This window comes from Mesorhizobium sp. M0207, from assembly GCF_040321995.1.
GTDB lineage: Bacteria > Pseudomonadota > Alphaproteobacteria > Rhizobiales > Rhizobiaceae > Mesorhizobium.
In genome coordinates, this window is record NZ_JAMYSQ010000003.1 from 337,247 (window position 1) to 360,571 (window position 23,325).

Sequence of the window (23,325 nt, forward strand, 5' to 3'; positions counted from 1 at the left end):
GAGCCGACCATGGCGCACGCTGCAGCTCACGACGACCACGACCACAAGCCGTATCATGGCTGGGTCCGGTGGGTGTATTCGACCAACCACAAGGACATCGGTACGCTTTATCTGATCTTCGCGATCATGGCGGGCTGCATCGGTGGCGCCTTGTCGGTCGTCATGCGCATGGAATTGCAGGAGCCGGGCATCCAGATATTCACTGGCCTGGCGCAGATGGTCTACGGCATGAATGGCGACGCCGCCATCGACGGGGGCAAGAGCATGTACAATGCTTTCACCACCGCGCATGCGCTGATCATGATCTTCTTCATGGTGATGCCGGCGCTGATCGGCGGCTTTGCCAACTGGATGGTGCCGATCATGATCGGCGCGCCGGATATGGCCTTCCCGCGCATGAACAACGTCTCGTTCTGGCTGCTGCCGCCGGCTTTCATCCTGCTGATTTTCTCGGCCTTCGTCCCGAGTGCGCCCGGCGCCTACGGCGTCGGCGGCGGCTGGACGCTTTATCCGCCATTGTCGACATCGGGCCAGCCCGGACCGGCCATGGACCTGGCGATCCTGTCAATCCACATCGCCGGCGCCTCCTCGATTCTTGGCGCCATCAACTTCATCACCACCATCTTCAACATGCGCGCGCCCGGCATGACCATGCACAAGATGCCGCTTTTCGCCTGGTCTGTGCTGATTACCGCCTTCCTGCTGCTTCTGTCGCTTCCGGTGCTGGCCGGCGGCATCACCATGCTGTTGACCGACCGCAATTTCGGCACCACCTTCTTCGCCCCGGACGGTGGCGGCGATCCGATCCTGTTCCAGCACCTGTTCTGGTTCTTCGGCCATCCGGAGGTCTACATTCTGATCCTGCCGGGTTTCGGTATCATCAGCCATATCATCTCGACCTTTTCGAGGAAGCCGGTGTTCGGCTATCTCGGCATGGCCTATGCGATGGTAGCCATCGGCGCGGTGGGCTTCATCGTCTGGGCCCACCACATGTACACGACGGGCCTATCGCTCGACACCCAGCGCTATTTCGTCTTCGCCACCATGGTCATCGCGGTGCCGACGGGTGTGAAGATCTTCTCGTGGATCGCCACTATGTGGGGCGGGTCGATTTCGCTCAAGACCCCGATGCTGTGGGCGATCGGCTTCATCTTCCTGTTCACTGTTGGCGGCGTCACCGGCGTGCAGCTGGCCAATGCCGGCCTCGACCGCCCGCTGCACGACACCTATTTCGTGGTCGCGCACTTCCACTACGTGCTGTCGCTGGGCGCGGTCTTCGCGATCTTCGCCGGCTGGTACTACTGGTTCCCGAAAATGACCGGCTACATGTATTCGCCGGTGATCGCGAACACCCACTTCTGGGTCACTTTTGTCGGCGTCAACCTGGTCTTTTTCCCGCAGCACTTCCTCGGCCTTTCCGGTATGCCGCGTCGCTATATCGACTATCCGGATGCCTTCGCCGGCTGGAACATGGTGTCGTCCTACGGCTCGTACATCTCGGCTATCGGCGTCGTCATCTTCCTGTTCGGCGTCTTCGAGGCGTTCCAGAAGAAGCGGGTCGCCGGCGCCAATCCTTGGGGCGAGGGTGCGACCACGCTGGAATGGCAGCTGCCTTCGCCGCCGCCGTTCCACCAGTGGGAACAGTTGCCGAAGATCAAGTAGGCGGTTGCCTCCTTTAATACGGAGCCGCCGGCCGACCGGCGGTTTTGGCCAACGGAATGATGGACTTTAAGTACGCATGGCCCTTGCCGAAGACAGACTGATTGACGAGCCGGGCTTCCGCATGTCGGAAGCGACGGCGGGCGATTTCTTCGCCCTGCTGAAGCCGCGCGTCATGTCGCTGGTGGTGTTCACTGCGTTTGTCGGCATGGTCGCCGCTCCGGTGACCATCAATCCGCTGCTGGCGGTGATCGCGATCCTAGCTATTGCCATCGGCGCCGGCGCCTCCGGTGCGCTCAACATGTGGTATGACGCAGACATCGATGCGGTGATGACGCGCACCGCCGGCCGTCCCGTGCCGGCCGGCCGTATCCGGCCAGGCGAGGCATTGAGTTTCGGGCTGGTGCTGTCGGTTCTGTCGGTGATGACGCTCGGCGTGCTGGTCAACTGGTTGGCAGCATCGCTTCTGGCCTTCACCATCTTTTTCTATGCCGTCATCTATACGATGTGGCTGAAGCGCTGGACGCCGCAGAACATCGTCATCGGCGGGGCTGCCGGTGCCATTCCGCCGGTCATAGGCTGGGCGGCGGTAACCGGATCGGTCAGCCTCGAAAGCTTGGTGCTGTTCCTGGTCATCTTCCTGTGGACGCCGCCACATTTCTGGGCGCTCGCGCTGTTCAAGTCGGAGGACTACGCCAAGGCAGGCATTCCGATGATGCCGAATGTCGCCGGCCAGGCCTCGACCAGACGCCAGATCTTTGCCTATGCGCTGGTCCTCGCGCCGGTTGGCGTGCTGCCCTGGGTTCTCGGGTTCACCACGCCGGTCTATGGCATCGTTGCATTGCTGCTCGGCGCCGGCTTCGTCTGGTATGCGTGGAGGGTGCTGCAAATGGCCGATGACGACCGGGCGATGAAGCCGGCCAAGGCCTTGTTCGGCTATTCGCTGCTCTATCTCTTCGCCATCTTCGCCGCCTACCTTGGCGATTGTGTCGTCGCGCGCGCGCTGACCATTGGTGGAGCATGAGCATGGCCGAAAAGAAGCTTGAACTGGTCACGTTGACCGAACGTCAGCAGAAGGCCCGCCGCAATCGCTCGGCCGCAATCGGTTTCGCGCTGGCGGCGCTGGTCGTCATATTCTACGTCGCGACCATCGTGAAATTTGGTCACAGTTTCCCCGGCTCGATGTGAGCTCACAATGACCAGGCAAACAGTCACCGATCCTAAGAAGAAGAATACGAACCGTGTCGTCGCCGGCGTCTGCATCGCGTTCTTCGGCGGCATGATCGGCATGGCCTACGCCGCGGTGCCGCTCTACGCGATGTTCTGCCAGGCGACAGGCTACGGCGGCACCGTCAAACGGGCGACCCAGCAATATGCCGATCGGGTGCTCGATCGCGACATCACCATCCGCTTCGACGCCAACACCGCCGGCGTTCCCTGGCAATTCCAGCCGGTCGCCCGCTCGATCACCATCAAGATCGGCGAAACCGCCGAGGCGCATTTCAGCGCGACCAACAAATTCAACCGTCCCATCACTGGACGCGCCACCTTCAACGTGCAGCCGGAACTGGCCGGACCTTACTTCAACAAGGTCGAGTGTTTCTGCTTCACCGACACGACGCTGAAGCCGGGCGAGACACTGGACATGCCGGTCGTCTTCTATGTCGATCCCGACATCGTCAACGCGCCGGAATTGAAGGATCTGACGACGATTACCCTGTCCTACACGATGTTCCCGGTCGACAAGACCAAGCCGGTCGCATCATCGGTGCCGGCCGACGGCCGCCGCAACAAGATTTCAGATACCGAAGCAAGCCTCGGGGGTTGATATGGCAGACGCACACGCAAAACCACAACATGACTACCACCTCGTCGACCCGAGCCCGTGGCCGTTCCTGGGCTCCGTCGGGGCGCTGGTGACCGCGTTCGGCGGCGTCTGTTACATGCAATACCTCAAGGGCGGCGATTTCCCGATCTTCGGTTTCAATGTCGCCAATCCATGGCTGTTCTTCATCGGCCTGCTGATCGTCATCTACACGATGTTCGCCTGGTGGTCGGATACGATCAAGGAGGCGCATGAGGGACACCACACCCGTGTCGTGTCGCTGCATCTGCGCTACGGCATGATCATGTTCATCGCCTCCGAGGTGATGTTCTTCGTCGCCTGGTTCTGGGCCTTCTTCGACGCCAGCCTGTTTCCGGGCGAGGTCCATCAATACGCCCGTACCGCCTTCACCGGCGGCGTCTGGCCGCCCAAGGGCCTCGAAGTTCTCGACCCCTTCCATCTGCCGCTCTACAACACCGTCATCCTGCTTCTGTCGGGTACCACGGTGACCTGGGCGCACCACTCGCTCATCCACGGCGACCGCAAGGGCCTGATCAATGGGTTGGTGCTGACCGTCGGCCTCGGCATGCTGTTCACCATGGTGCAGGCCTACGAGTACATGCACGCGCCGTTCGGCTTCAGGGATTCGATCTACGGCGCCACCTTCTTCATGGCGACCGGCTTCCATGGTTTCCACGTCATCATCGGCACGATCTTCCTGTTGGTCTGCCTGATCCGCGCCATAAAGGGCGACTTCACGCCCAAGCAGCATTTCGGCTTCGAGGCCGCCGCCTGGTACTGGCACTTCGTGGACGTGGTGTGGCTGTTCCTGTTTGCCTCGATCTACGTCTGGGCATCGAACGGCGCGATGATCGAACCGCACTGAGATCGAACTGAGGAAATCGACAAGGCGGCTGCGGCGACGTGGCCGCCTTATCTTTTGCGGCAAATGCTCCTAGGATGATCCCATGAGCGACGACAAGGCGATCTGGCCACCAATCGATCCGATCTCGGCCGGCTTGCATGGCCGCTGCCCCCGCTGTGGCGAGGGCAAGCTGTTCTCCGGGTTCCTCACGGTCGGCAATCGCTGCACCAATTGCGGCCTCGATTATTCTTTCGCCGATGCTGGTGACGGGCCGGCGGTGTTCGTTATCCTGATCATCGGCTTCATCGTCGTCGGCCTGGCGTTGTGGATGGAGGTGACGCTCAATCCACCGCTTTGGCTGCATCTGCTGCTGTGGATTCCGCTGACGCTGGTGCTTTGCCTGGCGGCGCTCCGGCTGATCAAGGGCGTGCTGCTGACGCTGCAATACCGCAACAAGGCGGCCGAGGGCCGGCTGGACCGCGGCGAATGAGCGAGGCATCAGGTTCGGTGGCCGGCCGGTCGCGGCCCAAGCGCGCATTGGCGCTCGGCCTGGGTATCGTCGTGTTTTTGATCCTGCTGGCGCTCGGCACCTGGCAGGTTCAGCGCCTGCACTGGAAAGAGGGCCTTCTCCAGACGATCGACCAGCGTACGCATTCGGCGCCTGTACCATTGGCCGAGGTCGAAAAGCGGTTTGCTGCCACCGGCGACGTGGACTACACGCCGGTGATGGTGACCGGCACTTTCCTGCATCAAGACGAGCGGCATTTCCTCGCCACCTGGGAAGGCCAGTCCGGTTTCGACGTTTTCACGCCGCTGCAGCTCGACGATGGCCGTTTCGTGCTGATCAACCGCGGCTTCGTGCCCTACGATTTCAAGGATCCAGCCAAGCGGCCGCAGGGGCAGGTAACGGGCAAAGTGACGGTGACGGGGCTCGCCCGCAACCCGCTGCCGGCCAAGCCCTCGATGATGCTTCCCGACAATGACCCGCAGAAGAACATCTTCTACTGGAAGGACCGTGACGCGATGGCCTCGAGCGCCGGCCTGCCGACAGGTGCGGCGCTGGTGCCGATCTTCATCGATGCGAACGCCACGCCCAACCCCGGCGGGCTGCCGGTTGGCGGTGTCACCGTCATCGACCTGCCGAACAGCCATCTGCAATATGCGATAACCTGGTACGGCCTTGCCGCCGCCCTTGCCGGCGTCCTGATCTCCTGGCTCCGCCGCCCGGCGAAAGACCAATGATCGCCGCCACTACCCTTGACAGGGCAGGGCCGCGCACCTCATTTCGCGCCTTGAGCTCAGAAGTCATAGTCCGATCAACCGGCCCACAATCAGCGTAAGATGCAATCATGCTTCACACAAAGCCGCCGCTGACCATCCGGCTCTGCCAGCCCCGCGGTTTCTGTGCGGGCGTTGACCGTGCCATCCAGATCGTCGTGCTGGCGCTGAAGAAATACGGCGCGCCGGTCTATGTCCGCCACGAGATCGTGCACAACCGCTACGTCGTCGAAGGGCTGCAAAGCCTCGGCGCGGTGTTCATCGAGGAGCTCTCCGAGATCCCGCCCGAGCATCGCCAGAGCCCGGTCGTCTTTTCGGCGCATGGCGTGCCGAAATCGGTGCCGGCCGACGCCCAGTCCCGCAACCTGTTCTATCTCGATGCGACTTGCCCGCTGGTCTCGAAAGTCCACAAGCAGGCGATGCGCCATCAGCGGCTTGGCCGCCACGTGCTCTTGATCGGCCATGCCGGGCATCCGGAGGTGATCGGCACAATGGGCCAGTTGCCGGACGGCGCGGTAACTCTGATCGAGACCGAGGCCGACGCCGCAAGCTTCGTGCCCGCAGACCCACAAGCGCTCGGCTTCGTCACCCAGACGACGCTGTCGGTCGAGGATACCGCCGGTATCATCCGCGCCCTGCAGCAGCGTTTTCCCGAGCTGCACGCGCCGGCGGCGGAATCGATCTGTTATGCCACCACCAATCGCCAGGAAGCGGTCAAGGAAACAGCGGCCGGCGCCGATCTCTTCCTGGTTGTCGGCGCACCTAACTCGTCCAACTCGCGGCGCCTGGTCGAAGTGGCCGAGCGCGCCGGCGCCTCGATGTCGCTTCTCGTGCAGCGCGCCTCCGAAATTCCGTGGAATGAGATTGCCGGCATTTCGACGCTCGGCCTGTCGGCGGGCGCCTCGGCGCCGGAGATCATCGTCGACGAGATCGTCGATGCGTTCAGGCAGCGCTTCGACGTGACCATCGAGCTGGCCGTGACGGCGACGGAGACGGAGGACTTTCCGGTGATGCGGGTGTTGCGCGATGTCGAACTGACGGCTGCCGACATGGCCTTCGTCAACGGGGCCGCGTAGCAACGATGGCGGTTTACACCGACGTCAACGAGGGCGAGCTCGGCGCATTCCTCAGGAACTATCCGGTCGGCGACCTCTTGTCCTACAAGGGCATCGCCGAAGGCACCGAAAACTCGAATTTTCTGCTGCACACCAGCAGCGGCTCCTACATCCTGACGCTTTACGAGAAGCGCGTCGACAAGGCTGACCTGCCGTTCTTTCTCGGCCTCATGGCCCACCTCGCCAGAAAGGGCATCTCGTGTCCGCTCCCGGTCACCGCACATGATGGCGGCGTGATCGGAACACTTGCCGGCCGGCCGGCGGTCATCATCACCTTTCTCGAAGGCCTGTCGCTGCGGCGGCCGACGGCTGCACATTGCGGCGAGGTCGGCAAGGCGCTGGCGGCACTGCATCTCGCCGGCGCGGATTTTCCGATGACCCGCCCCAACGCCCTTGCCATCGATGGCTGGCGCAAGCTGTGGAATGCCGCCCGCGCCCGCGCCGACGAGGTCGAGCCGGGACTGGCGGCCGAGGTCGATGCCGATTTCGCCGATTTCGAGCGGAACTGGCCGAACGGTCTGCCGCAAGGCATCATCCATGCTGATCTTTTCCCGGACAATGTGTTTTTCCTCGGCGAGAAACTGTCCGGGCTGATCGACTTCTATTTCGCCTGCAACGACCTCTATGCCTATGACGTTGCCACGTGCCTGAACGCCTGGTGCTTCGAGAAGGATTTTTCCTTCAATCTGACCAAGGGCACGGCGCTGCTTGCCGGCTACCAAAGCGTGCGGCCGTTGAGCAGTGACGAGAAAGCTGCGCTGCCGATGCTGGCGCGCGGTTCGGCGCTGCGCTTCATGCTGACCCGGCTCTACGACTGGCTGACGGTCCCGGACGGCGGCCTGGTGATGAAACGCGACCCGACCGAGTATATCCGCCGGATGCGCTTCCACCGGGCGATCAACTCTCCTTCCGAATATGGACTGACATGACCAAGCGCGTTGAAATCTTCACCGATGGTGCCTGTTCGGGCAATCCCGGGCCTGGCGGCTGGGGCGCAATCCTGCGCTTCAACGGCGCAATCAAGGAGCTCCATGGTGGCGAGGCTCTGACCACCAACAACCGCATGGAGTTGTTGGCGGCCATCTCGGCGCTCAATGCGCTCAAGGAGCCTTGCGTCGTCGATCTTTATACCGACAGCAACTACGTCAAGGACGGCATTTTCGGCTGGATCGACGGCTGGAAGCGCAACGGCTGGAAGACGGCCGCCAGGCAGCCGGTGAAGAATGCCGAGCTGTGGCAGCAGCTCGACGCTGCGCGCAACCGCCACCAGGTCACCTGGCATTGGGTCAAGGGCCACGCCGGCCATCCCGAGAACGAGCGCGCCGACGAATTGGCGCGGCTCGGCATGGCGCCATTCAAGACGAAGTCGGCGAAACCCGTGCTCGCGTCCGTGCCGCCGGAGGAAGGCACCCACTCCAGGCAATCGGCGGCCAAGAAGGTTCGGCGCTCGACCCAGAGTTATTGATCCGGTTGAACTGGCGTGTCAGCGGATCAGAAGGGCGGTGCCGAACAGTCCGATGGCAAACACCGTATGCGACACAAGATTGAGGGCGCGGACCTGCATCGGATTGGGCCGCTTCGAAGCGGCCCAGCCGGCGCCCATGCCGGGCGCCAGCAGAAACCACCCGGCGCCGACGGTGACGATGCCGAGCATAAAAGCCGGCAGGAAGGTCGGCGCGGTGAGCCAGGCCGTTCCGGCCAGCACGACCAGTATGACGCCGTAGACGATGCCGACAGCATAATGAAAGGCCCAGCCAAGTACTGATTCATGCGGGTAGGGCGAGGCCTCGCCTATGTCGTCATGGAAGACCTTGCCTTCCCTGAGATGCCAGACCCAGCGGCCGACCAGCCCCCAGTTCGGCCGCGGCTGAGCAAACGCCTTGTTCAGGAAAATCGCCCAGACATCCATAAGCGCGGTTGCGCCGATGCCGATCGCGACGCTGCGCCAGACGATGTCAGACATAATCGAGGTCCCCAGAAGCAAGCAGTCCCGAAGGGCCGACGCATGGTCCCGAAAAACCGGGTCGGCTTTCGGAAGGATCATGCGCCGATGCAAAAGTCAGCGTCCTTTGGACGTTGAGCGCTCGAAGGCGCCCTTTGCCGTGCCTGGCCTAGGCTGTCGCCAGGACGGAAAGCTGTCCGAGAATGTGAGCCGCACCGGATTCGTCGACGCCGGGCTTTGTCTCGACATTGAATGCGGTGACCTTGCCGTCATCGACGATCATCGAAAAACGCTTCGAGCGTAGCCCCATGCCGCCGCTGGAGAGGTCGGCGTCGAGGCCGACGGATTTGGCGAAATCGCCATTGCCATCGGCAAGATAAAGGATTTTGCCTTCACCGCCGCTGAAGCGGGCCCAGGCCCCCATAACGTGAACATCGTTGACCGAGACAACGGCGATAGTGTCGACGCCGCGCGCCAGGATGGCGTCGTAATTGTCCAGGTAGCCGGGCAGATGATTGTTGCTGCAGGTCGGCGTGAAGGCGCCTGGAACGCCAAACAGCACGACCTTCTTTCCTGAGAATAGCTCGCCCGTCGTTATCGGCTTTGCACCGTCGGCGGTCATTGTCTTGAAGGTCGCATCGGGCAGTTTGTCGCCAACGGAGATCGTCATGATGGTCCTCGCTTGGAAATGGAAGGGAGTGTCCTTGCGATAGCGAATTAAGGCGCGCCCGGCAACCGTCCAGACGTTGGCATCACGGGAATGGCAACAGGCCTTCGACCGCGCCTGCGGCACTTGTCAGTGTGTAGTGCAGGCCGCCATCGGTTGGCGTTGTCGACGGCCTGTCGAGGATCGGCACAGTAAAGATCAGCTTGCCATCCTTTTCGCTGCGTGCCGGGGCACCGAACATGTAGTCGCGTTCGCCGGCAACGAAGAAGTCGGCGCCCTCGGGGCTGCCCGGAAAGCTCGCTTCGACAATCAGCGTTTCGTGGTCGCCCGGCAGTACGTTTATGCCGAAATCGGGCGTTGCCGTGGCGGGCAGGGTGGCAAGGCCTGCCTTGACCAGTGCCGCGTCCTCGGCGTTGTCCGGATCGGCGCCGGGATCGACGGTCAGCCTTGTCTGCACCGGGATGCAGATGGTTTCGCAGATGCCGAGGAAAATGTCCGCATCGATGACGGCCGGCTGGCCGGGCGCGGCAAGCGTGAACGTCACCGGCAACGAAACGGGGTGGTCGTAGCCGGCCCATTTGCCGTAGCCGTCGTCGTGGCGCTGCGGCGGCGGAAACGAAAGCGTCGCGTCGGCAATGTTGGTGCTGGCCGAGACGTCGATCTGTGGCGGCACGCCCGCATCGCCCGGATCGCGCCAATAGGTCTTCCAGCCGGGCTTCAGCGCAATGTCGAGGACGCCCTGGAGACGCCCGGCCTCATCGGCCTTGCCGCTCGTCACCAGCCGCACCCTGCCGCCTTCGCTGTTGTACCAGGCCGATGAGGAGGCTGAGGCGGGGAGGCCGGTCGCCGATCCAATGGCTACGCCAAGCAGCAGGATTTTCAAGCTTTGCATGGCAATGATTTGATCGTCTGTTGATGGCCGCACAATGATTTCATGACGCCGCCGGCATCATATTTGCGTGACCTTCGATTTACGAGCCTGATCAAATCGGGCGCCGCCCATCTTTTCGACGCCCCGGAAACGCGTTACGCTGTGGCCATGGATTTGTTGCGCCATAAAAGGACGGCCGCAGGACCCGGCTTTCTCGACGATCAGTTCCTGATTGCCATGCCCGGCATGAAGGATGACCGCTTCACGCGCTCTGTCATCTACATTTGCGCGCACAGCGACGAAGGCGCGATGGGGCTGATCATCAACCAGACGCAGCAGATGCTGTTTCCGGACCTGCTCGTGCAACTCGGCATCATGAACGAGCTGGAGGCAATTCGCCTGCCGCCACCGGCGCGCGACTTCGTCGTGCGCAATGGCGGACCGGTGGATCGTAGCCGCGGCTTCGTTCTGCATTCGGGCGACTACCGGGTGGAATCCTCGCTCGCCGTGTCCGACGATGTCTGTCTGACCGCGACCGTCGACATATTGCGCGCCATCTCCTCCGGCCGGGGACCCCGGCGGGCTCTGATGGCGCTTGGCTATGCCGGCTGGGGTGCGGGCCAGCTTGAAAACGAGATCGTCGAGAATGGCTGGCTGACTTGCCCGGCAAGTGCCGAGCTTCTGTTCGACGCCGACATCGATCGCAAATATGACCGGATCCTCGCCTCGATCGGCATTGATCTCGCGCATCTCAGCCTGGCTGCCGGTCACGCCTGAACCTCATTACGTCCTGAAACTTGTCACGCTTGGGTCAACGGATACTGTTCCTTCAGCGTCTTCAGCACCTGGTCGCCCGGCATCGGCGCGCCGAACATGAAGCTCTGCACGTACTCGCAGCCCATCTGCCGCAACTCCAGCGCATCGCTCTCGTCCGAAATGCCTTCGGCGACAACCGACAGGCCGAGTTCATGCGCCATATTGACCATGGATTTGAGCAGCACCGCACGTTTCGGCGTCGCGTCGTCGACGAAGCTCTTGTCGATCTTGATGGTGTCGAATGGAAAGCGCGTCAGATAGGCCAGCGATGAATAGCCGGTGCCGAAATCATCCAGCGACAGGCCGATGCCAAGCTGCTTCAGCTTGGTCAGCACATGGGCGGTCTGCTCGGGATTGTCCATCACCAGCGATTCGGTGAGTTCGAGCCGGAAGCAGCGCGGTTTCAGGTTGGCTCGCGCGATCACCGAGCGGACGTCGCTGACCAGGTCGCGGCGGATGAGCTGACGGCTGGACAGATTGACCGAGACCGACAGCGGCGCATCGCCGATCTGCTTTTGCCATCCCGCCAGGTCTTCGGCAGCCTGTTGCATGGCGAACAGCCCAAGCTGCACGATCAGGCCGCAGTTTTCGGCGACCGGAATGAAATCAGCCGGCGGGATCATGCCGCGACGCGGATGGTCCCAGCGCAGCAGCGCTTCGAAGCCTGCGACGCTGCCGTCCTCCAGCCGCACGATCGGCTGGTAGGCAAGCGTGAATTCGCGTCGTTCGATGGCGCGGCGCAGATCGGACTCGAACTGCAGCCGGTCGGTGCCGACGGTGCGGAAGGCGGGACGGAATGGCTCGATCCGGTCGCCGCCGAAGCGCTTGGCCTGATGCATGGCAAGCTCGGCATCCTTGACCATGTCCTCGGCTGAGGTCTGCGTGGCGGTCCAGGTGATCAGCCCGATCGAGGCGGTCAGCACGATCTCGCGCTTAGCGAAGGTGATCGGGTTGTTGATGGCGTGCTTGATGGCATCGGCAATGCCCGCGATGCGAGCCGGATCCTGCTCCGACAAAAGCATCAGCGCGAACTGGTCGCCGGCAAAGCGCGACAGCGAATCCTTCGGCTTGAGCAGCCGGTGCAGCCGCCGCGCGATGGTCAAAAGGATGGTATCGCCGGCCGAGATGCCGAGCCCGTCATTGACCTGCTTGAAGCGGTCGATGTCGATGACGAAGACGGTCGGGCGCACCTTCTCTTCGGTGCGGGCGATCGAAATGATCGCCTCCAGCCGGTTCATGAACAACTCGCGGTTGGGCAGGCCGGTGAGATTGTCATGTACGGCGTCATGCAGCAGCCGTTCCTCGGACTTCTTCTGCTCCGTCACGTCGACCATGGTGCCGACGCAGCGGATGACCTCGCCGTCCGAGCCGATCACCGGCCGGGCGCGCAGCGAAAACCAGTGATAGTGCCCGTCGGCGCCGCGCAGGCGGAAGTTTTGCGACACCCGGCCGCGCCGGTGCTCGAGCACCACGTCGAGCGTCGTGCGAAACGTGTCGCGGTCGTCGGCATGCAGCACCGGCAGCCAGTTGCGGGCGGGCCCGCCGAGACTGTTGGGGGCAAGGCCGAGCTGAATGCTGACGTCGGGACGAGTGACGACGCGGTCGCGCAGCACGTCCCAGTCCCACACGGTATCGCCCGATCCGGCAACCGCCAGCGCCTGGCGCTCGAGATCGGAGAACAGGCCCTGATGCAGGGCGCCGCCGGCAAAAGCGTGCTGCATCACCGTGAAGCCGATCAGCAGGATGATGAGGATCAGCCCGCCGCCCAGCGCCGGCTGGGCGATATCGTTGTCCAGCATGCCGGTGATCGCCATCCACGATCCGCATAGCCACAGCAGAACCATCACCCAACTGGGCACCAGCATGATGGCGCGGTCGTAACCGCGGATACCGAGGAAGATGATCAGGCCGAGCCCGGTCAGCGCGGTGGCGGCGAAGGACAGCCTGGCAATGCCAGCGGCAACCGCCGGATCGATGATGGCGACACCGGCGATCAGCACCAGCCCGAGAATCCAGACCAGCGCGCCGTAGCTGAAATGGCCGTGCCACCGGTTGAGATTGAGATAGGCAAACAGGAACACCACGAAGGTCGCCGCGAGCGCCACCTCCGTTCCGGCGCGCCACATCTGCTCATTGCCCGGTGAGATCTCTATGATCTTGTTGAGAAAGCCGAAATCGACGCAGATATAGGCAAGCACCGCCCAGGCTAGGGCCGCCGTTGCCGGGAACATCGAGGTCCCCTTGACGACGAAAAGGATGGTCAGGAACAGCGCCAGCAGGCCGGCAATGCCGATGACGATGCCACGAAACAGCGTGTAGGAATTGACCGAATCCTTATAGGATTCAGGGTCCCACAGATAGACCTGCGGCAGCTTGGGCGAGGCAAGCTCGGCGATGAAGGTAATCACCGTTCCCGGGTTCAGCGTGACCCGGAAGACGTCGGCGTCGGGGCTGGTCTGGCGGTCGAGCGCAAAGCCTTCGCTGGGCGTGATCGCGGCGATACGGGTCGAGCCGAGATCCGGCCAGAACAGGCCGGAATTTACCAGCCGGAAATGCGGTGCGACAATCAGCCTGTCGAGCTGCTGGTCGGTGGTATTGGCCAGCGCGAACACCGCCCAGTCACCGCTCGAGCGCGCATCATTTGCCTCGACCTCGATGCGCCGCACGATGCCGTCCGGGCCTGGCGCGGTCGACACCTGAAAATTCTCGCCCTGGTTCCGGTAGATCAAGACGGCCCCCGAAAGATCGAGCGCAACGTCGTCGCGGGCGATCTTGATCGGTTCTACGGCAAAGGCCGAGGACGCCGCGCAGAGCGTGACGATTGCCGCCAGCATAAAGGCAAGCAGCGACCCCTTGCGCAGAAAATTCGTCAAAATCAGCCCTTTGTTCCAACGCCCGGCGGATCGTCCGCGATTCGGGCGTATAGGTAATGGTCCTGCCAGATGCCGTTGATCCTGAGATAGGATCGTAGCAGTCCTTCGCGCCGGAATCCGGCTTTTTCAAGCACGCGGATCGACCGGGCGTTGTCGGGAATACAGGCAGCTTCGATCCGGTGCAATCGCAGCGTTTCGAAGGCGAAACGCGTCACCACTCTTACGGCATCGGTCATCAGGCCGCGTCCGCTGAAGCGCTCGCCGATCCAGTAGCCGATATGGCCGCTTTGGGCGACCCCGTGGCGGATATTGCCGAGGGTGATACCGCCGGCCAGCTTGCCGCTGCTTTTCTCGAAGATGAAGAAGGCGATCGCCGTCCCCTGCGCGTAGTCCTCGCGGTAGCGCCCGATACGATGCCGCCACGCCGTGCGGTCGAGTTCGTCAGGGGTCCATCGCGGCTCCCACGGCTCAAGGAAGGCGCGGCTTTCACTGCGCAGCACCGACCACTCGCGATAGTCGTTGGTCAGCGGTACGCGCAGCGTGACAAGCTCGCCCTTCAGTGCCGGCAGGTCGCGGCGAAAGAAAGGGAGCGCGAACACGACGCTCGAGTAGGCTTAGACGGCGAGCTTGCGGGCAGTGGTCTGCGTGCCCGAAAGCGAATCGAGGATCGCCTCATAGGGCGCGAGCGTACCCACCGGCCCGACGGCTGTAAGCGTCGGCTTGGTCGAAAAAAGCCGCGACGACAGGTCCGTCAGCCGCTCGACCGTCAGCGCCGACAGCCGCTCCATCAACTCTTCCTTGGCTATCGGCCTGCCGAACAGAAGCAACTGCCTGGCGATCTGCGAGGCGCGGCTGGCCGGGCTCTCGGCCGACATGATCAGCCCGGCGCGGTACTGCGCACGCGCCCGGTCGAGCTCCTCCTGCAGGATGTTTTCACCGGCCTTTTGCAGCTCGTCGATGATCACAGGCACCAGCTCGGCAATATCGCTTTGTCCGGTCGCCGCATGGACCCCGAAGACGCCGGTGTCGGAAAAACCCCAATGGAAGGCGTAGACCGAATAGCACAGGCCGCGTTTCTCGCGGACTTCCTGGAAAAGCCGCGACGACATGCCGCCGCCCAGGATCATCGACAGGACCTGGGAGGCGTAGAAATCGCGGACGTGATAGGCGCGGCCCTCGAAACCCAGCACGATCTGCGCGTCCATCAGGTCGCGGTCCTCGCGAAAATCGCCGCCGACATACTGCGCATATTGCGGGATGGTGCCGTCGGCCTTGCCGCGGAAGCTGCCGAGACGCTTTTCGACCTCGCGCACGAAATCGTCGTGCTTGATATCGCCGGCCGCCACCATCACCATGTTCTCGGCGCCGTACTGTCGTTCGATGAAGTCGTGCAGCTGCTTCGAAGTGAAGGATTTGACGGTTTCCGGCGTGCCAAGAATCGAGCGGCCGATAGTCTGGTGGCGGAAGGCGGTCTCGGTAAAGTGATCGAAAACGACGTCGTCGGGCGTATCGTGCGCGGCGCCGATCTCCTGCAGAATCACATGCTGCTCTCGTTCCAACTCCTGCGGATCGAATTCGGATTCCTGCAGGATGTCGGAAAGGATATCGACGGCCAGCGGCACGTCGTCGCTCAGAACCCTTGCATAATAGGAGGTCGTCTCGACGCTGGTGGCGGCATTGATCTCGCCGCCGACGTCCTCGATCTCCGAGGCAATCTCGAAGGCGCTTCGCCGACTGGTGCCCTTGAAAGCCATGTGCTCGAGCAAGTGCGCCATTCCGTGCTCTTCGTCACGCTCGTTGCGTGCGCCCGACTTGACCCAGGCGCCAAGGGCAACAGATTCGAGGCTTGGAAGGGTTTCGGTGGCGACTGTCAGGCCGTTCGACAGACGGCTTACCTCAACACCCATATGGCAATTACTCCCTAACGCGCCGCCCGCGTGTGGCGGCCGAGATAATCTTCCACCATTTTCAGGTCGGATGGAAGTACCGTGTATTTTTCCTCGGCACTCATCAACCCGCCTAGCCATGCAGGCAGGGCAGGCGACACGCCGCTGGCGGCTTCGACGGCGGCGGGAAACTTTGCCGGGTGCGCAGTGCCCAGCACCACCATCGGCACCTCACCCGCAGCCTTGCCGGCGGCCACATGCACGGCCGCGGCGGTATGCGGGTCGAGCAGATAGCCGCTCGCCGCAAGTGTGGTGCGGATGGTGGCGGCGACCTCGTCCATGGTGGCGCGGCCGGCGTCGAATTCGGAGCGGATCTTGGCGATTTCGCCGGCCTCGATGGTGAAGGCGCCGGACTGCTTGAGTCCGTTCATGTAGCGCCGCACGGCCGAGGCATCGCGGCCGGACGCTTCGAACAGCAAGCGTTCGAAGTTCGAAGACACCTGGATGTCCATCGAGGGGGACGTGGTCGAAAAGACCCCCTTCATGCGGTATTCGCCGGTTGCCAGCGTGCGCGCCAGAATATCGTTGTCGTTGGTGGCGATGATCAGCCGTTCGATCGGCAGCCCCATCTTCTTGGCGGCATAGCCGGCGAAGATGTCGCCGAAATTGCCGGTCGGCACGGTGAAGGAAACCGGCCTGTCGGGCGCGCCGAGCGACAGCGCGGAGGAGAAATAATAGACGATCTGGGCCATGATGCGGGCCCAGTTGATCGAGTTGACGCCGGACAGCGATACCCGGTCACGAAAACCGTGGTCGTTGAACATGTCCTTTACCAGGCTCTGGCAGTCGTCGAAATTGCCTTCGATCGCCAACGCATGGACGTTTGCGGCGGTCGAGGTCGTCATCTGCCGCTGCTGTACCGGCGAGACGCGGCCGTGCGGGAAAAGCACGAAGATGTCGGTGCGGTTGCGCCCGGCAAAGGCATCGATGGCGGCCCCTCCGGTGTCGCCGGAGGTGGCGCCGACAATGGTGGCGCGCTGGTCACGCTCGGCCAGCACATGGTCCATCAGCCGTGCAAGAAGCTGCATCGCCACGTCCTTGAAAGCGAGCGTCGGGCCGTGGAAGAGCTCGAGCACGAAGCTGTTCGGCCCGGTCTGCACCAGCGGGCAGACGGCCTCATGGCGGAAGGTTGCATAGGCTTCGCGCACCAGCCGTTCGAACACCGGCGCCGCGATCTCGCCGCCGAGGAACGGCGACAGCACGCGGATGGCAAGATCGGGATAGGCAAGGCCGCGCATGGCGCGGATCTCGGCTGCGGAAAAATGCGGCCAGGCGCTCGGCAGGTAGAGCCCGCCGTCGCGCGCCAGTCCGGCCAGCACCGCGTCGGAAAATCCAAGCGCGGGCGCTTCCCCGCGGGTACTCACATATTGCATCGTCAAGTTTCCATTGCTGCCGGGAATTTTCGCCCGCCGCGAGGTGGTGGATTTCTGCGCTGGATCAGTCGCATTTTTGCCGCGCGGTTGATATACGTCACCGGCTTTGCGAGAGGGAAGTGCAGTCCATGGCGTTTCATTCATTCAACGGTCGTTTTGTCGCGGGTGTGGCGCTCACCGGCTTTATGCTTGCCGCCGCAGGTTGCCAATCGAGCGACAATGGAATTCTCGGCTTCGGCAAAAAGGATGCGACACCGCCACCGCCACCCGATCCCAAGGTGCTTTCCAGCCAGCTGCAGGCCTATTGCCCGAAAGTGACGTTGCGTGACGGCACCGCCTTCTTCAATACCTACGCCAAGAGCGGTCCGAAGCCGAAGAAAAAAACCGATGTTGCCGCCGAGGAAGCCGCCCAGCCGGCAGCGGACGCGGCAGGCGTCGATCAGCCGGACGATTCCGCCAAGATCATCTATCAGGCTTCGATCACCGATGTGACCCGCGACTGCAGCCGCGCCAACGGCTCCTTGTCGATGAAGATAGCCGTCGCCGGCAAGGTCGTGCCTGGCCCGATGTTCACCCCCGGGACCATCACCATGCCGATCCGCATCGCGGTGATGCACGGCACCGAAGTTCTCTATTCGCAGCTTCACTCCTATCAGGTCCAGGTTACCGATCCTTCGAGTGCCACGCAGTTCGTCTTCACCGATTCCAACGTCGTCGTTCCGGAGCCGACGGCGAAGGACTACCAGGCATATGCCGGGTATGACGAGGGCGCTCCGAAAGTAGCGACAGACAAGCCGAGGAAGAAGAAAGCCGCCGCGACCAACTAAGCCGCTGCATTCGTGCCACGGCGGTTGGAGGCGGCCTCTCAGGCGTCCGCCGACCATTCCGACAGCGCGGCGATCACGCTTTTCAGCTCCGCCCAGCGGCGGATGACCGTTTCCGCGCCGGCCTCGGTCAGCGCATCGGCGTGGCCGGGATAGCTGTGCGCCGCGCCGGTGAAGCCGATGACGCGCATTCCCGCCGTCTTGGCGCCGGTGACGCCATGCACCGAATCCTCGATGACAAAGGTGTTCGCAGGATCGGCCTTGAGCTTTTCCGCGGCGAACCGAAACACGTCCGGCGCCGGCTTGGTTTTCCCGGTCGGAGTTTCCAGCGAGGAAAAGATACGGCCGGCAAAGAACGGCAAAAGCTGCACCTTCTCCAGCATGAATTCGATCCGCTCCGAGCGCGAATTCGAACAGACGCAGCGCGGCACTGCTACCGCGGCGACAGCCTCGTGCGCCCCGTCGATGGCACGCACGTCGCTGCGCAGCCTACGATCGACCAGCTGTTCCTCCTTGTCGATCAGCGAGGCCTGGAACGGGATCCGGGACTTTTCCTCGACCCGCATCATGATGTCCTTGAAAGTCAACCCGGCATAGACCTCGGAAATCTCCTCGGCCGATATCTCGTAGCCGGCCGAGGTCAACAGCTCGGCATCGATCCGCGCGGCGATGATTTCGGAATCGACGAGCACGCCGTCGCAATCGAAGATGACAAGGTCTGGCTGGGGCATGGTGATCCGGAAAGCGGGATGAAGGGAATGCCGAGGGCTTTTTGGTCCAAACGGCTCAGGCGGCGCGGCATACACCAACAGGCCGGGCTTCGCAAATTCGGCGGGCTGCTTCACTGAATATTTACGCTGATCGGTAACCATAACGGACAGTAAACAGTAACGCGTGCCTTGGGTGTCACAATGTCTGCCGTGCGTCTTCTCGACGAGCTTTCCGATGTTCCCCAGCAATCCGAGTGGCTGGATACGATCCTGAAGGGCGACTGCGTCGCCGCGCTCGAACGGCTGCCGGAAAAGTCGATCGACGTGATCTTCGCCGATCCGCCCTATAATTTGCAGCTCGATGGCGATCTGCACCGGCCCGATCAATCCAAGGTCGATGCCGTCGACGACCATTGGGACCAGTTCGACAGTTTTGAGGCCTACGACGCCTTCACCCGCGCCTGGCTGCTGGCGGCGCGCCGTGTGTTGAAGCCCAACGGCACGATCTGGGTTATCGGCTCCTACCACAATATTTTCAGGGTCGGCGCCAAGATGCAGGACCTGGGCTTCTGGATCCTCAACGACGTCGTCTGGCGCAAGACCAATCCAATGCCGAATTTCCGTGGCCGCCGTTTCCAGAACGCGCATGAGACGATGATCTGGGCATCGCGCGACCAGAAGGGCAAGGGTTACACATTCAACTACGAGGCGCTGAAGGCGTCGAACGACGACGTCCAGATGCGCTCGGACTGGCTGTTTCCGATCTGCACCGGCGGCGAGCGCCTGAAGAACGACAATGGTGACAAATTGCATCCGACGCAGAAGCCGGAAGCGTTGCTTGCCCGCGTCATGACGGCATCGACCAGGCCGGGCGACATCGTGCTCGACCCGTTCTTCGGTTCAGGCACCACCGGGGCTGTGGCCAAGCGGCTTGGCCGCCACTTCGTCGGCATCGAGCGCGAACAAACCTATATCGATGCCGCCATGGAACGTATCGATGCGGTCCGGCCGCTGGAAGGCGCCAATTTGACGGTACTGACCGGCAAGCGCGCCGAGCCGCGCGTCGCCTTCGTCACCCTTCTCGACAATGGCCTGGTGGCGCCAGGCGCCACGCTCTACGACGCCAAGAAGCGCTGGGCGGCAAAAGTGCGCGCCGACGGCACGCTGGCCATCGGCGACAGTGCCGGGTCGATCCACAAGATCGGCGCCGAGGTGCAGGGGCTGGACGCCTGCAACGGATGGACCTTCTGGCATTATGAGCGCAGCGGCGGCCTGACCCCGATCGACGAGCTTCGCCGCATTGCTCGGCTAGGCATGGAGCGGGCGGGCGCCTGACGGCTTCCGAGTTGCGGCAGATCGGTTAATGCGAAGGCTCAACCAACTCCTGGAACCGATTCAAATCACACTTTGATCCCAAGACTCTCAAGGTCCGCCCTGAGCGTCTTTGCATCGGTGAACAGCACCGACTGCCAGCCCGCCGCCTTGGCGCCGTCGACGTTCTTCTGGCTGTCGTCGATGAACAGCGTCGCTGACGGCTCGAGGCTGAACGCGGCGACGTGGTGGTCATAGATGGCGCGATCCGGCTTGATCTGGCGGATGTCGCCGGAAACGGTGACGCCGCGCGGCCGATTGAGGAAATCGAAGCGCTCGCGGGCCTCGGCGAGCGTATCTGCAGCGAAATTGGTGAGCATCGTCACGTCATGGCCGCTGTCGATCAGGCCGATCATGATGGCGACGCTGTCCTCATAGGCGTGAGGCACCATCTCGTGCCAGTGCCGGCGGAAATTGCGGATATTTTCGGCGTGCTCGGGATATTGCGCGATCGCCAGCGCTTCGGCCTCTTCCCAACTGCGGCCGCGATCCTGCTCGATGTTCCAATCATGCGTGCAGACATTGTCGAAGAACCATTTCCGTTCGTCGGGATCGGGGATCAAGCGACTGAAGGGCAGGTCCGGATCATAGTGGATCAGCACTTTGCCGATGTCGAAAACGATGTGGCGGATTTCAGTCATTCTTCTCTCTTTCAACGCGGCCGCTGCTTTTTCGTCGCGCCCGGTATCGCCGCTTCGATTACCTTTTTCATGACGCTCGGCAGCGCTTCCCCGGAAATTTCATGGGCCAGCGACCAGAAATGCCCGACCGGGGCGGCAACGTCGGTCTCCGCCTTGAACACGTCGAGTTCAAGCGCAAAATGGGTAAAGATATGGCCGATGCGTCCGGCCTGCTGCCAGTTGCCGGGGAGCGGGGCCGCCGCTTCCGTGGTAGCGCCGTCTATGCGCGCCGTCCAGCCGGTCGTCGGCACCTCAGTCATGCCGCCGAGCAGGCCTTTGTCCGCGCGCTTGCGCAGAAGGATGGCGCCGTCGCACCTGACGGCAACGAAGGCGGCACCGCGGCGTAAGGGTCTTTCGGCCTTGGGCAGGCGGACCGGAAAGCGTTCGGGGTCGCCCGAGATCGTGGCGCTGCAATTCTCGCGAACGGGGCAGAGCATGCAGCGGGGCCGTCGCGGCGTGCAGATCGTCGCGCCCAGGTCCATCATCGCCTGCGCGAAGTCGCCGGGCCTTGTCGGGGGAACCATGCGTTCGACCTGGCCGCGTATCTCGCCCTTGGCCTCGCCCAGCGGCGTGGCGATCGAAAACAGCCGTGAGACGACCCGTTCGACATTGCCGTCGACGACCGCGGCTGGTCGGTCGAAGGCGATCGCTGCGATCGCCGCCGCCGTATAGGCGCCGATGCCGGGCAGTTCCTTCAAGGCGGACTCGCTGTCCGGAAAGCGGCCGCCTTGCCGCGCGACGAGATCGGCACAGGCTTTGAGGTTACGGGCGCGGGAATAATAGCCGAGCCCGGCCCAGGCCTTCATGACGTCTTCGGTCGGTGCCGCCGCCAGCGCCTGGACCGTTGGCCATTTCTGCACGAACGCCCGAAAATAGGATTTTACCGCCTCGACCGTGGTTTGCTGCAGCATCACCTCGGAAAGCCAGACCAGATAGGGATCGGGCCGCGCCCCGCCCGCCAGCGCGCGCGGTGAAACGCGCCAGGGCAAGTCGCGGTGATGCGCGTCGTACCAGGCAAGCAGCCGGGAGGCGATCTCGACATTGTCTCCGGATACGGCCTTGCGGGTCTGGTCGTGCAGTGCCATTGATCGAGGGTCGGCCCTAATCCATTAGTGCTGAAGCTGGAGAACGCAAATGGCAGGGAAAAGGCCCTTCGGCAATCCCGTTCCGGTGAGCGATCTCGCAACCGAGATCCTCGACCCAGTGCTGCGCAAACGGGCCGGTATGTCGATCGGACTGGTCCAGTCATGGGAAGAAATTGCTGGGCCGCGGCTTGCCGGCCGCTCGCGCCCGGAAAAGATCCAGTGGCCGCGCCGCATGCACGAGGACGATCCTTTCGAACCGGCGGTGCTGGTGGTTGCCTGCGAGGGCGTGGCGGCGCTGCATCTGCAGCACGAGACCGGCGAGATCATCAACCGGGTCAATGCCTTCCTCGGTTTCAATGCGATCGGCCGGATCAGGATCGTGCAGAAGCCGGTAATGGCGGGCAAGGACAAGCCGAAACCCAGTTTGCGGCCATTGACTGCGGCCGAGAAAGCGAAGCTGTCGGGCACCGTTGGTTTGATCGAGGACGGCGGGCTGCGCGCCTCGCTAGAGCGGCTTGGCGCCACCATTCTCGGTCAAAAGAAACCGTGATCTCGCGCTATCGTGATGGTATGCCCGGATTTGGCGATTGGAATAGGGGCGGTAATGCCTTAATTCGCGCCAACTCTCGCTTTTTGTAGACTTTGCATTGCAAAATCCAACTATTGCCAGGTGATTCGTATGATCCGTTCCTTGTCCCGCAGAAACCTTTTGACTTCGCTGGTCGCAATACCAGCGGTGGCGCTGCTTGCCGCCTGCAGCGACTCGGGCGAGAAAGCCGAGGCGCAGGATGTGAAGCCTGCGGCTCCGGAACCTGCGAAGCCGGCCGCTCCGGCCGCTCCGGCCGCCGCGGCGGCGCCGGAGGCTCAGGGCACGGTCGATATGGCAGCACTGCTGAAGCCCGGCGCATTGCCCGACATGCAACTCGGCAAGGACGATGCAAAGGTCACCATAGTCGAATATGCATCGATGACCTGCCCGCATTGCGCGCATTTCGCCGAGACCACTTTTCCGGAGCTGAAGACGAAATATATCGACACCGGCAAGGCCCGTTACATACTGCGCGAGTTTCCGTTCGATCCCAGCGCGGAGGCCGGTTTCATGCTGGCGCGATGCTCCAAGGACAACTATTTCCCGATGGTCGATGTGCTGTTCAGGCAGCAGGCGAACTGGGTTGGTGTGAACAATACCAAGGACGCGCTGCTGCAAATCGCCAAGCTTGCCGGTTTTACACAGGAGTCCTTCGAGGCCTGCTTGACGGACCAGAAACTTCTGGACGATGTGAGATCCGTCCAGAAGCGCGGCGCCGACGAATTCAAGGTCGATTCCACACCGACCTTTTTCATCAACGGAAAGACCTACAAAGGGGCGATGTCGATTGCGGAAATGTCGGCCATCATCGACCCTCTGCTCTGACGTTTCGGCAG

At 62.6% G+C, this 23,325-nt stretch carries 25 protein-coding genes; 15 read left to right on the forward strand and 10 right to left on the reverse strand.

Annotation, left to right across the window (positions count from 1 at the left end; genetic code table 11):
- Positions 1 to 9: 9 nt before the first annotated feature.
- The 10 genes from ctaD to rnhA all read left to right on the forward strand — a co-directional run bounded on the left by ctaD (position 10) and on the right by rnhA (position 8,207).
- Positions 10 to 1,662 carry a cytochrome c oxidase subunit I gene (gene ctaD / locus NKJ15_RS07735; RefSeq protein WP_352470655.1) on the forward strand — a complete coding sequence of 551 codons (1,653 nt, stop codon included), beginning with the start codon at positions 10 to 12 and terminating at the stop codon, positions 1,660 to 1,662.
- A gap of 76 nt (positions 1,663 to 1,738) precedes the next feature.
- Positions 1,739 to 2,683 (forward strand): heme o synthase, encoded by a 945-nt coding sequence (locus NKJ15_RS07740; RefSeq protein ID WP_352470654.1) that lies wholly within the window; start codon positions 1,739 to 1,741, stop codon positions 2,681 to 2,683.
- Entirely contained in the window at positions 2,680 to 2,847 is a 168-nt protein-coding gene (locus NKJ15_RS07745) for a cytochrome c oxidase system small membrane protein (RefSeq protein WP_023674135.1), read from the forward strand. The genes NKJ15_RS07740 and NKJ15_RS07745 overlap by 4 nt, the downstream gene beginning before the upstream one ends.
- A gap of 7 nt (positions 2,848 to 2,854) precedes the next feature.
- Positions 2,855 to 3,487, forward strand: a complete 633-nt coding sequence (locus NKJ15_RS07750; protein ID WP_352449884.1) for a cytochrome c oxidase assembly protein — start codon at positions 2,855 to 2,857, stop codon at positions 3,485 to 3,487.
- A gap of 1 nt (position 3,488) precedes the next feature.
- The gene (locus NKJ15_RS07755; RefSeq protein ID WP_352449883.1) at positions 3,489 to 4,370 is read left to right on the forward strand and encodes a cytochrome c oxidase subunit 3; all 882 of its coding nucleotides are present in this window, start codon (positions 3,489 to 3,491) and stop codon (positions 4,368 to 4,370) included.
- Between the two features lie 82 nt (positions 4,371 to 4,452).
- Positions 4,453 to 4,839: a DUF983 domain-containing protein gene (locus NKJ15_RS07760; RefSeq protein WP_352470653.1), complete on the forward strand. Its 387-nt coding sequence runs from the start codon at positions 4,453 to 4,455 to the stop codon at positions 4,837 to 4,839.
- A complete protein-coding gene (locus NKJ15_RS07765) occupies positions 4,836 to 5,591 on the forward strand; it encodes an SURF1 family protein (RefSeq protein WP_352540099.1) in 756 nt (251 codons plus the stop codon). The genes NKJ15_RS07760 and NKJ15_RS07765 overlap by 4 nt, the downstream gene beginning before the upstream one ends.
- Before the next feature lie 107 nt (positions 5,592 to 5,698).
- Positions 5,699 to 6,703 carry a 4-hydroxy-3-methylbut-2-enyl diphosphate reductase gene (gene ispH / locus NKJ15_RS07770; RefSeq protein WP_254818458.1) on the forward strand — a complete coding sequence of 335 codons (1,005 nt, stop codon included), beginning with the start codon at positions 5,699 to 5,701 and terminating at the stop codon, positions 6,701 to 6,703.
- Between the two features lie 5 nt (positions 6,704 to 6,708).
- The gene (locus NKJ15_RS07775) at positions 6,709 to 7,671 is read left to right on the forward strand and encodes a homoserine kinase (protein ID WP_352456890.1); all 963 of its coding nucleotides are present in this window, start codon (positions 6,709 to 6,711) and stop codon (positions 7,669 to 7,671) included.
- Positions 7,668 to 8,207, forward strand: coding sequence for a ribonuclease HI (rnhA, locus tag NKJ15_RS07780; protein ID WP_352470651.1), 540 nt, complete (start codon positions 7,668 to 7,670; stop codon positions 8,205 to 8,207). Before NKJ15_RS07775 ends, rnhA begins: the two co-directional genes overlap by 4 nt.
- A gap of 18 nt (positions 8,208 to 8,225) precedes the next feature.
- On the opposite strand, the gene NKJ15_RS07785 is transcribed toward rnhA, so the two are convergent.
- The 3 genes from NKJ15_RS07785 to NKJ15_RS07795 all read right to left on the reverse strand — a co-directional run bounded on the left by NKJ15_RS07785 (position 8,226) and on the right by NKJ15_RS07795 (position 10,243).
- On the reverse strand, positions 8,226 to 8,705 hold the full coding sequence (locus NKJ15_RS07785) for a DUF2938 domain-containing protein (RefSeq protein WP_352470650.1): 480 nt from the start codon (positions 8,703 to 8,705) through the stop codon (positions 8,226 to 8,228).
- A gap of 148 nt (positions 8,706 to 8,853) precedes the next feature.
- Positions 8,854 to 9,354 (reverse strand): peroxiredoxin, encoded by a 501-nt coding sequence (locus NKJ15_RS07790; protein WP_352540098.1) that lies wholly within the window; start codon positions 9,352 to 9,354, stop codon positions 8,854 to 8,856.
- Between the two features lie 82 nt (positions 9,355 to 9,436).
- Positions 9,437 to 10,243, reverse strand: a complete 807-nt coding sequence (locus tag NKJ15_RS07795; RefSeq protein WP_352456894.1) for a protein-disulfide reductase DsbD domain-containing protein — start codon at positions 10,241 to 10,243, stop codon at positions 9,437 to 9,439.
- 147 nt (positions 10,244 to 10,390) lie between these two features.
- On the opposite strand from NKJ15_RS07795, the gene NKJ15_RS07800 reads away from it, so the two are divergent.
- Positions 10,391 to 10,999: a YqgE/AlgH family protein gene (locus tag NKJ15_RS07800; RefSeq protein ID WP_031211061.1), complete on the forward strand. Its 609-nt coding sequence runs from the start codon at positions 10,391 to 10,393 to the stop codon at positions 10,997 to 10,999.
- Positions 11,000 to 11,022: 23 nt separating this feature from the next.
- Here NKJ15_RS07800 and NKJ15_RS07805 read toward each other — a convergent pair whose 3' ends face one another.
- From NKJ15_RS07805 to thrC, 4 genes are read right to left on the reverse strand one after another with little or no spacing between them, the layout of a single operon-like run.
- The gene (locus NKJ15_RS07805) at positions 11,023 to 13,911 is read right to left on the reverse strand and encodes an EAL domain-containing protein (protein ID WP_352470648.1); all 2,889 of its coding nucleotides are present in this window, start codon (positions 13,909 to 13,911) and stop codon (positions 11,023 to 11,025) included.
- A 2-nt stretch (positions 13,912 to 13,913) separates the two neighbouring features.
- Positions 13,914 to 14,510: a GNAT family N-acetyltransferase gene (locus NKJ15_RS07810; RefSeq protein WP_352470647.1), complete on the reverse strand. Its 597-nt coding sequence runs from the start codon at positions 14,508 to 14,510 to the stop codon at positions 13,914 to 13,916.
- Between the two features lie 15 nt (positions 14,511 to 14,525).
- Positions 14,526 to 15,818 (reverse strand): M16 family metallopeptidase, encoded by a 1,293-nt coding sequence (locus tag NKJ15_RS07815; protein WP_352470646.1) that lies wholly within the window; start codon positions 15,816 to 15,818, stop codon positions 14,526 to 14,528.
- A gap of 14 nt (positions 15,819 to 15,832) precedes the next feature.
- Positions 15,833 to 17,230: a threonine synthase gene (gene thrC / locus NKJ15_RS07820; RefSeq protein ID WP_352540097.1), complete on the reverse strand. Its 1,398-nt coding sequence runs from the start codon at positions 17,228 to 17,230 to the stop codon at positions 15,833 to 15,835.
- Between the two features lie 128 nt (positions 17,231 to 17,358).
- Here thrC and NKJ15_RS07825 point away from each other — a divergent pair, with 128 nt between their 5' ends.
- Positions 17,359 to 18,057: a hypothetical protein gene (locus NKJ15_RS07825; protein ID WP_352540096.1), complete on the forward strand. Its 699-nt coding sequence runs from the start codon at positions 17,359 to 17,361 to the stop codon at positions 18,055 to 18,057.
- A gap of 38 nt (positions 18,058 to 18,095) precedes the next feature.
- Here NKJ15_RS07825 and NKJ15_RS07830 read toward each other — a convergent pair whose 3' ends face one another.
- Positions 18,096 to 18,785: an HAD family hydrolase gene (locus tag NKJ15_RS07830; protein WP_254818468.1), complete on the reverse strand. Its 690-nt coding sequence runs from the start codon at positions 18,783 to 18,785 to the stop codon at positions 18,096 to 18,098.
- Between the two features lie 180 nt (positions 18,786 to 18,965).
- Here NKJ15_RS07830 and NKJ15_RS07835 point away from each other — a divergent pair, with 180 nt between their 5' ends.
- Complete coding sequence (locus NKJ15_RS07835) at positions 18,966 to 20,099, forward strand: site-specific DNA-methyltransferase (protein WP_352470643.1); 1,134 nt, start codon at positions 18,966 to 18,968, stop codon at positions 20,097 to 20,099.
- 65 nt (positions 20,100 to 20,164) lie between these two features.
- Here the strand turns inward: NKJ15_RS07835 and NKJ15_RS07840 are convergent, their stop codons facing one another.
- Both NKJ15_RS07840 and mutY read right to left on the reverse strand, forming a co-directional pair.
- On the reverse strand, positions 20,165 to 20,776 hold the full coding sequence (locus tag NKJ15_RS07840) for an HAD family hydrolase (RefSeq protein ID WP_352470642.1): 612 nt from the start codon (positions 20,774 to 20,776) through the stop codon (positions 20,165 to 20,167).
- Positions 20,777 to 20,787: 11 nt separating this feature from the next.
- The gene (mutY, locus tag NKJ15_RS07845) at positions 20,788 to 21,900 is read right to left on the reverse strand and encodes an A/G-specific adenine glycosylase (RefSeq protein WP_352470641.1); all 1,113 of its coding nucleotides are present in this window, start codon (positions 21,898 to 21,900) and stop codon (positions 20,788 to 20,790) included.
- A gap of 49 nt (positions 21,901 to 21,949) precedes the next feature.
- Between mutY and NKJ15_RS07850 the strand changes: the two genes are divergently transcribed.
- The gene (locus NKJ15_RS07850) at positions 21,950 to 22,450 is read left to right on the forward strand and encodes a DUF721 domain-containing protein (RefSeq protein WP_352470640.1); all 501 of its coding nucleotides are present in this window, start codon (positions 21,950 to 21,952) and stop codon (positions 22,448 to 22,450) included.
- A gap of 129 nt (positions 22,451 to 22,579) precedes the next feature.
- A complete protein-coding gene (locus NKJ15_RS07855) occupies positions 22,580 to 23,314 on the forward strand; it encodes a DsbA family protein (protein WP_352470639.1) in 735 nt (244 codons plus the stop codon).
- Positions 23,315 to 23,325: the final 11 nt, after the last annotated feature.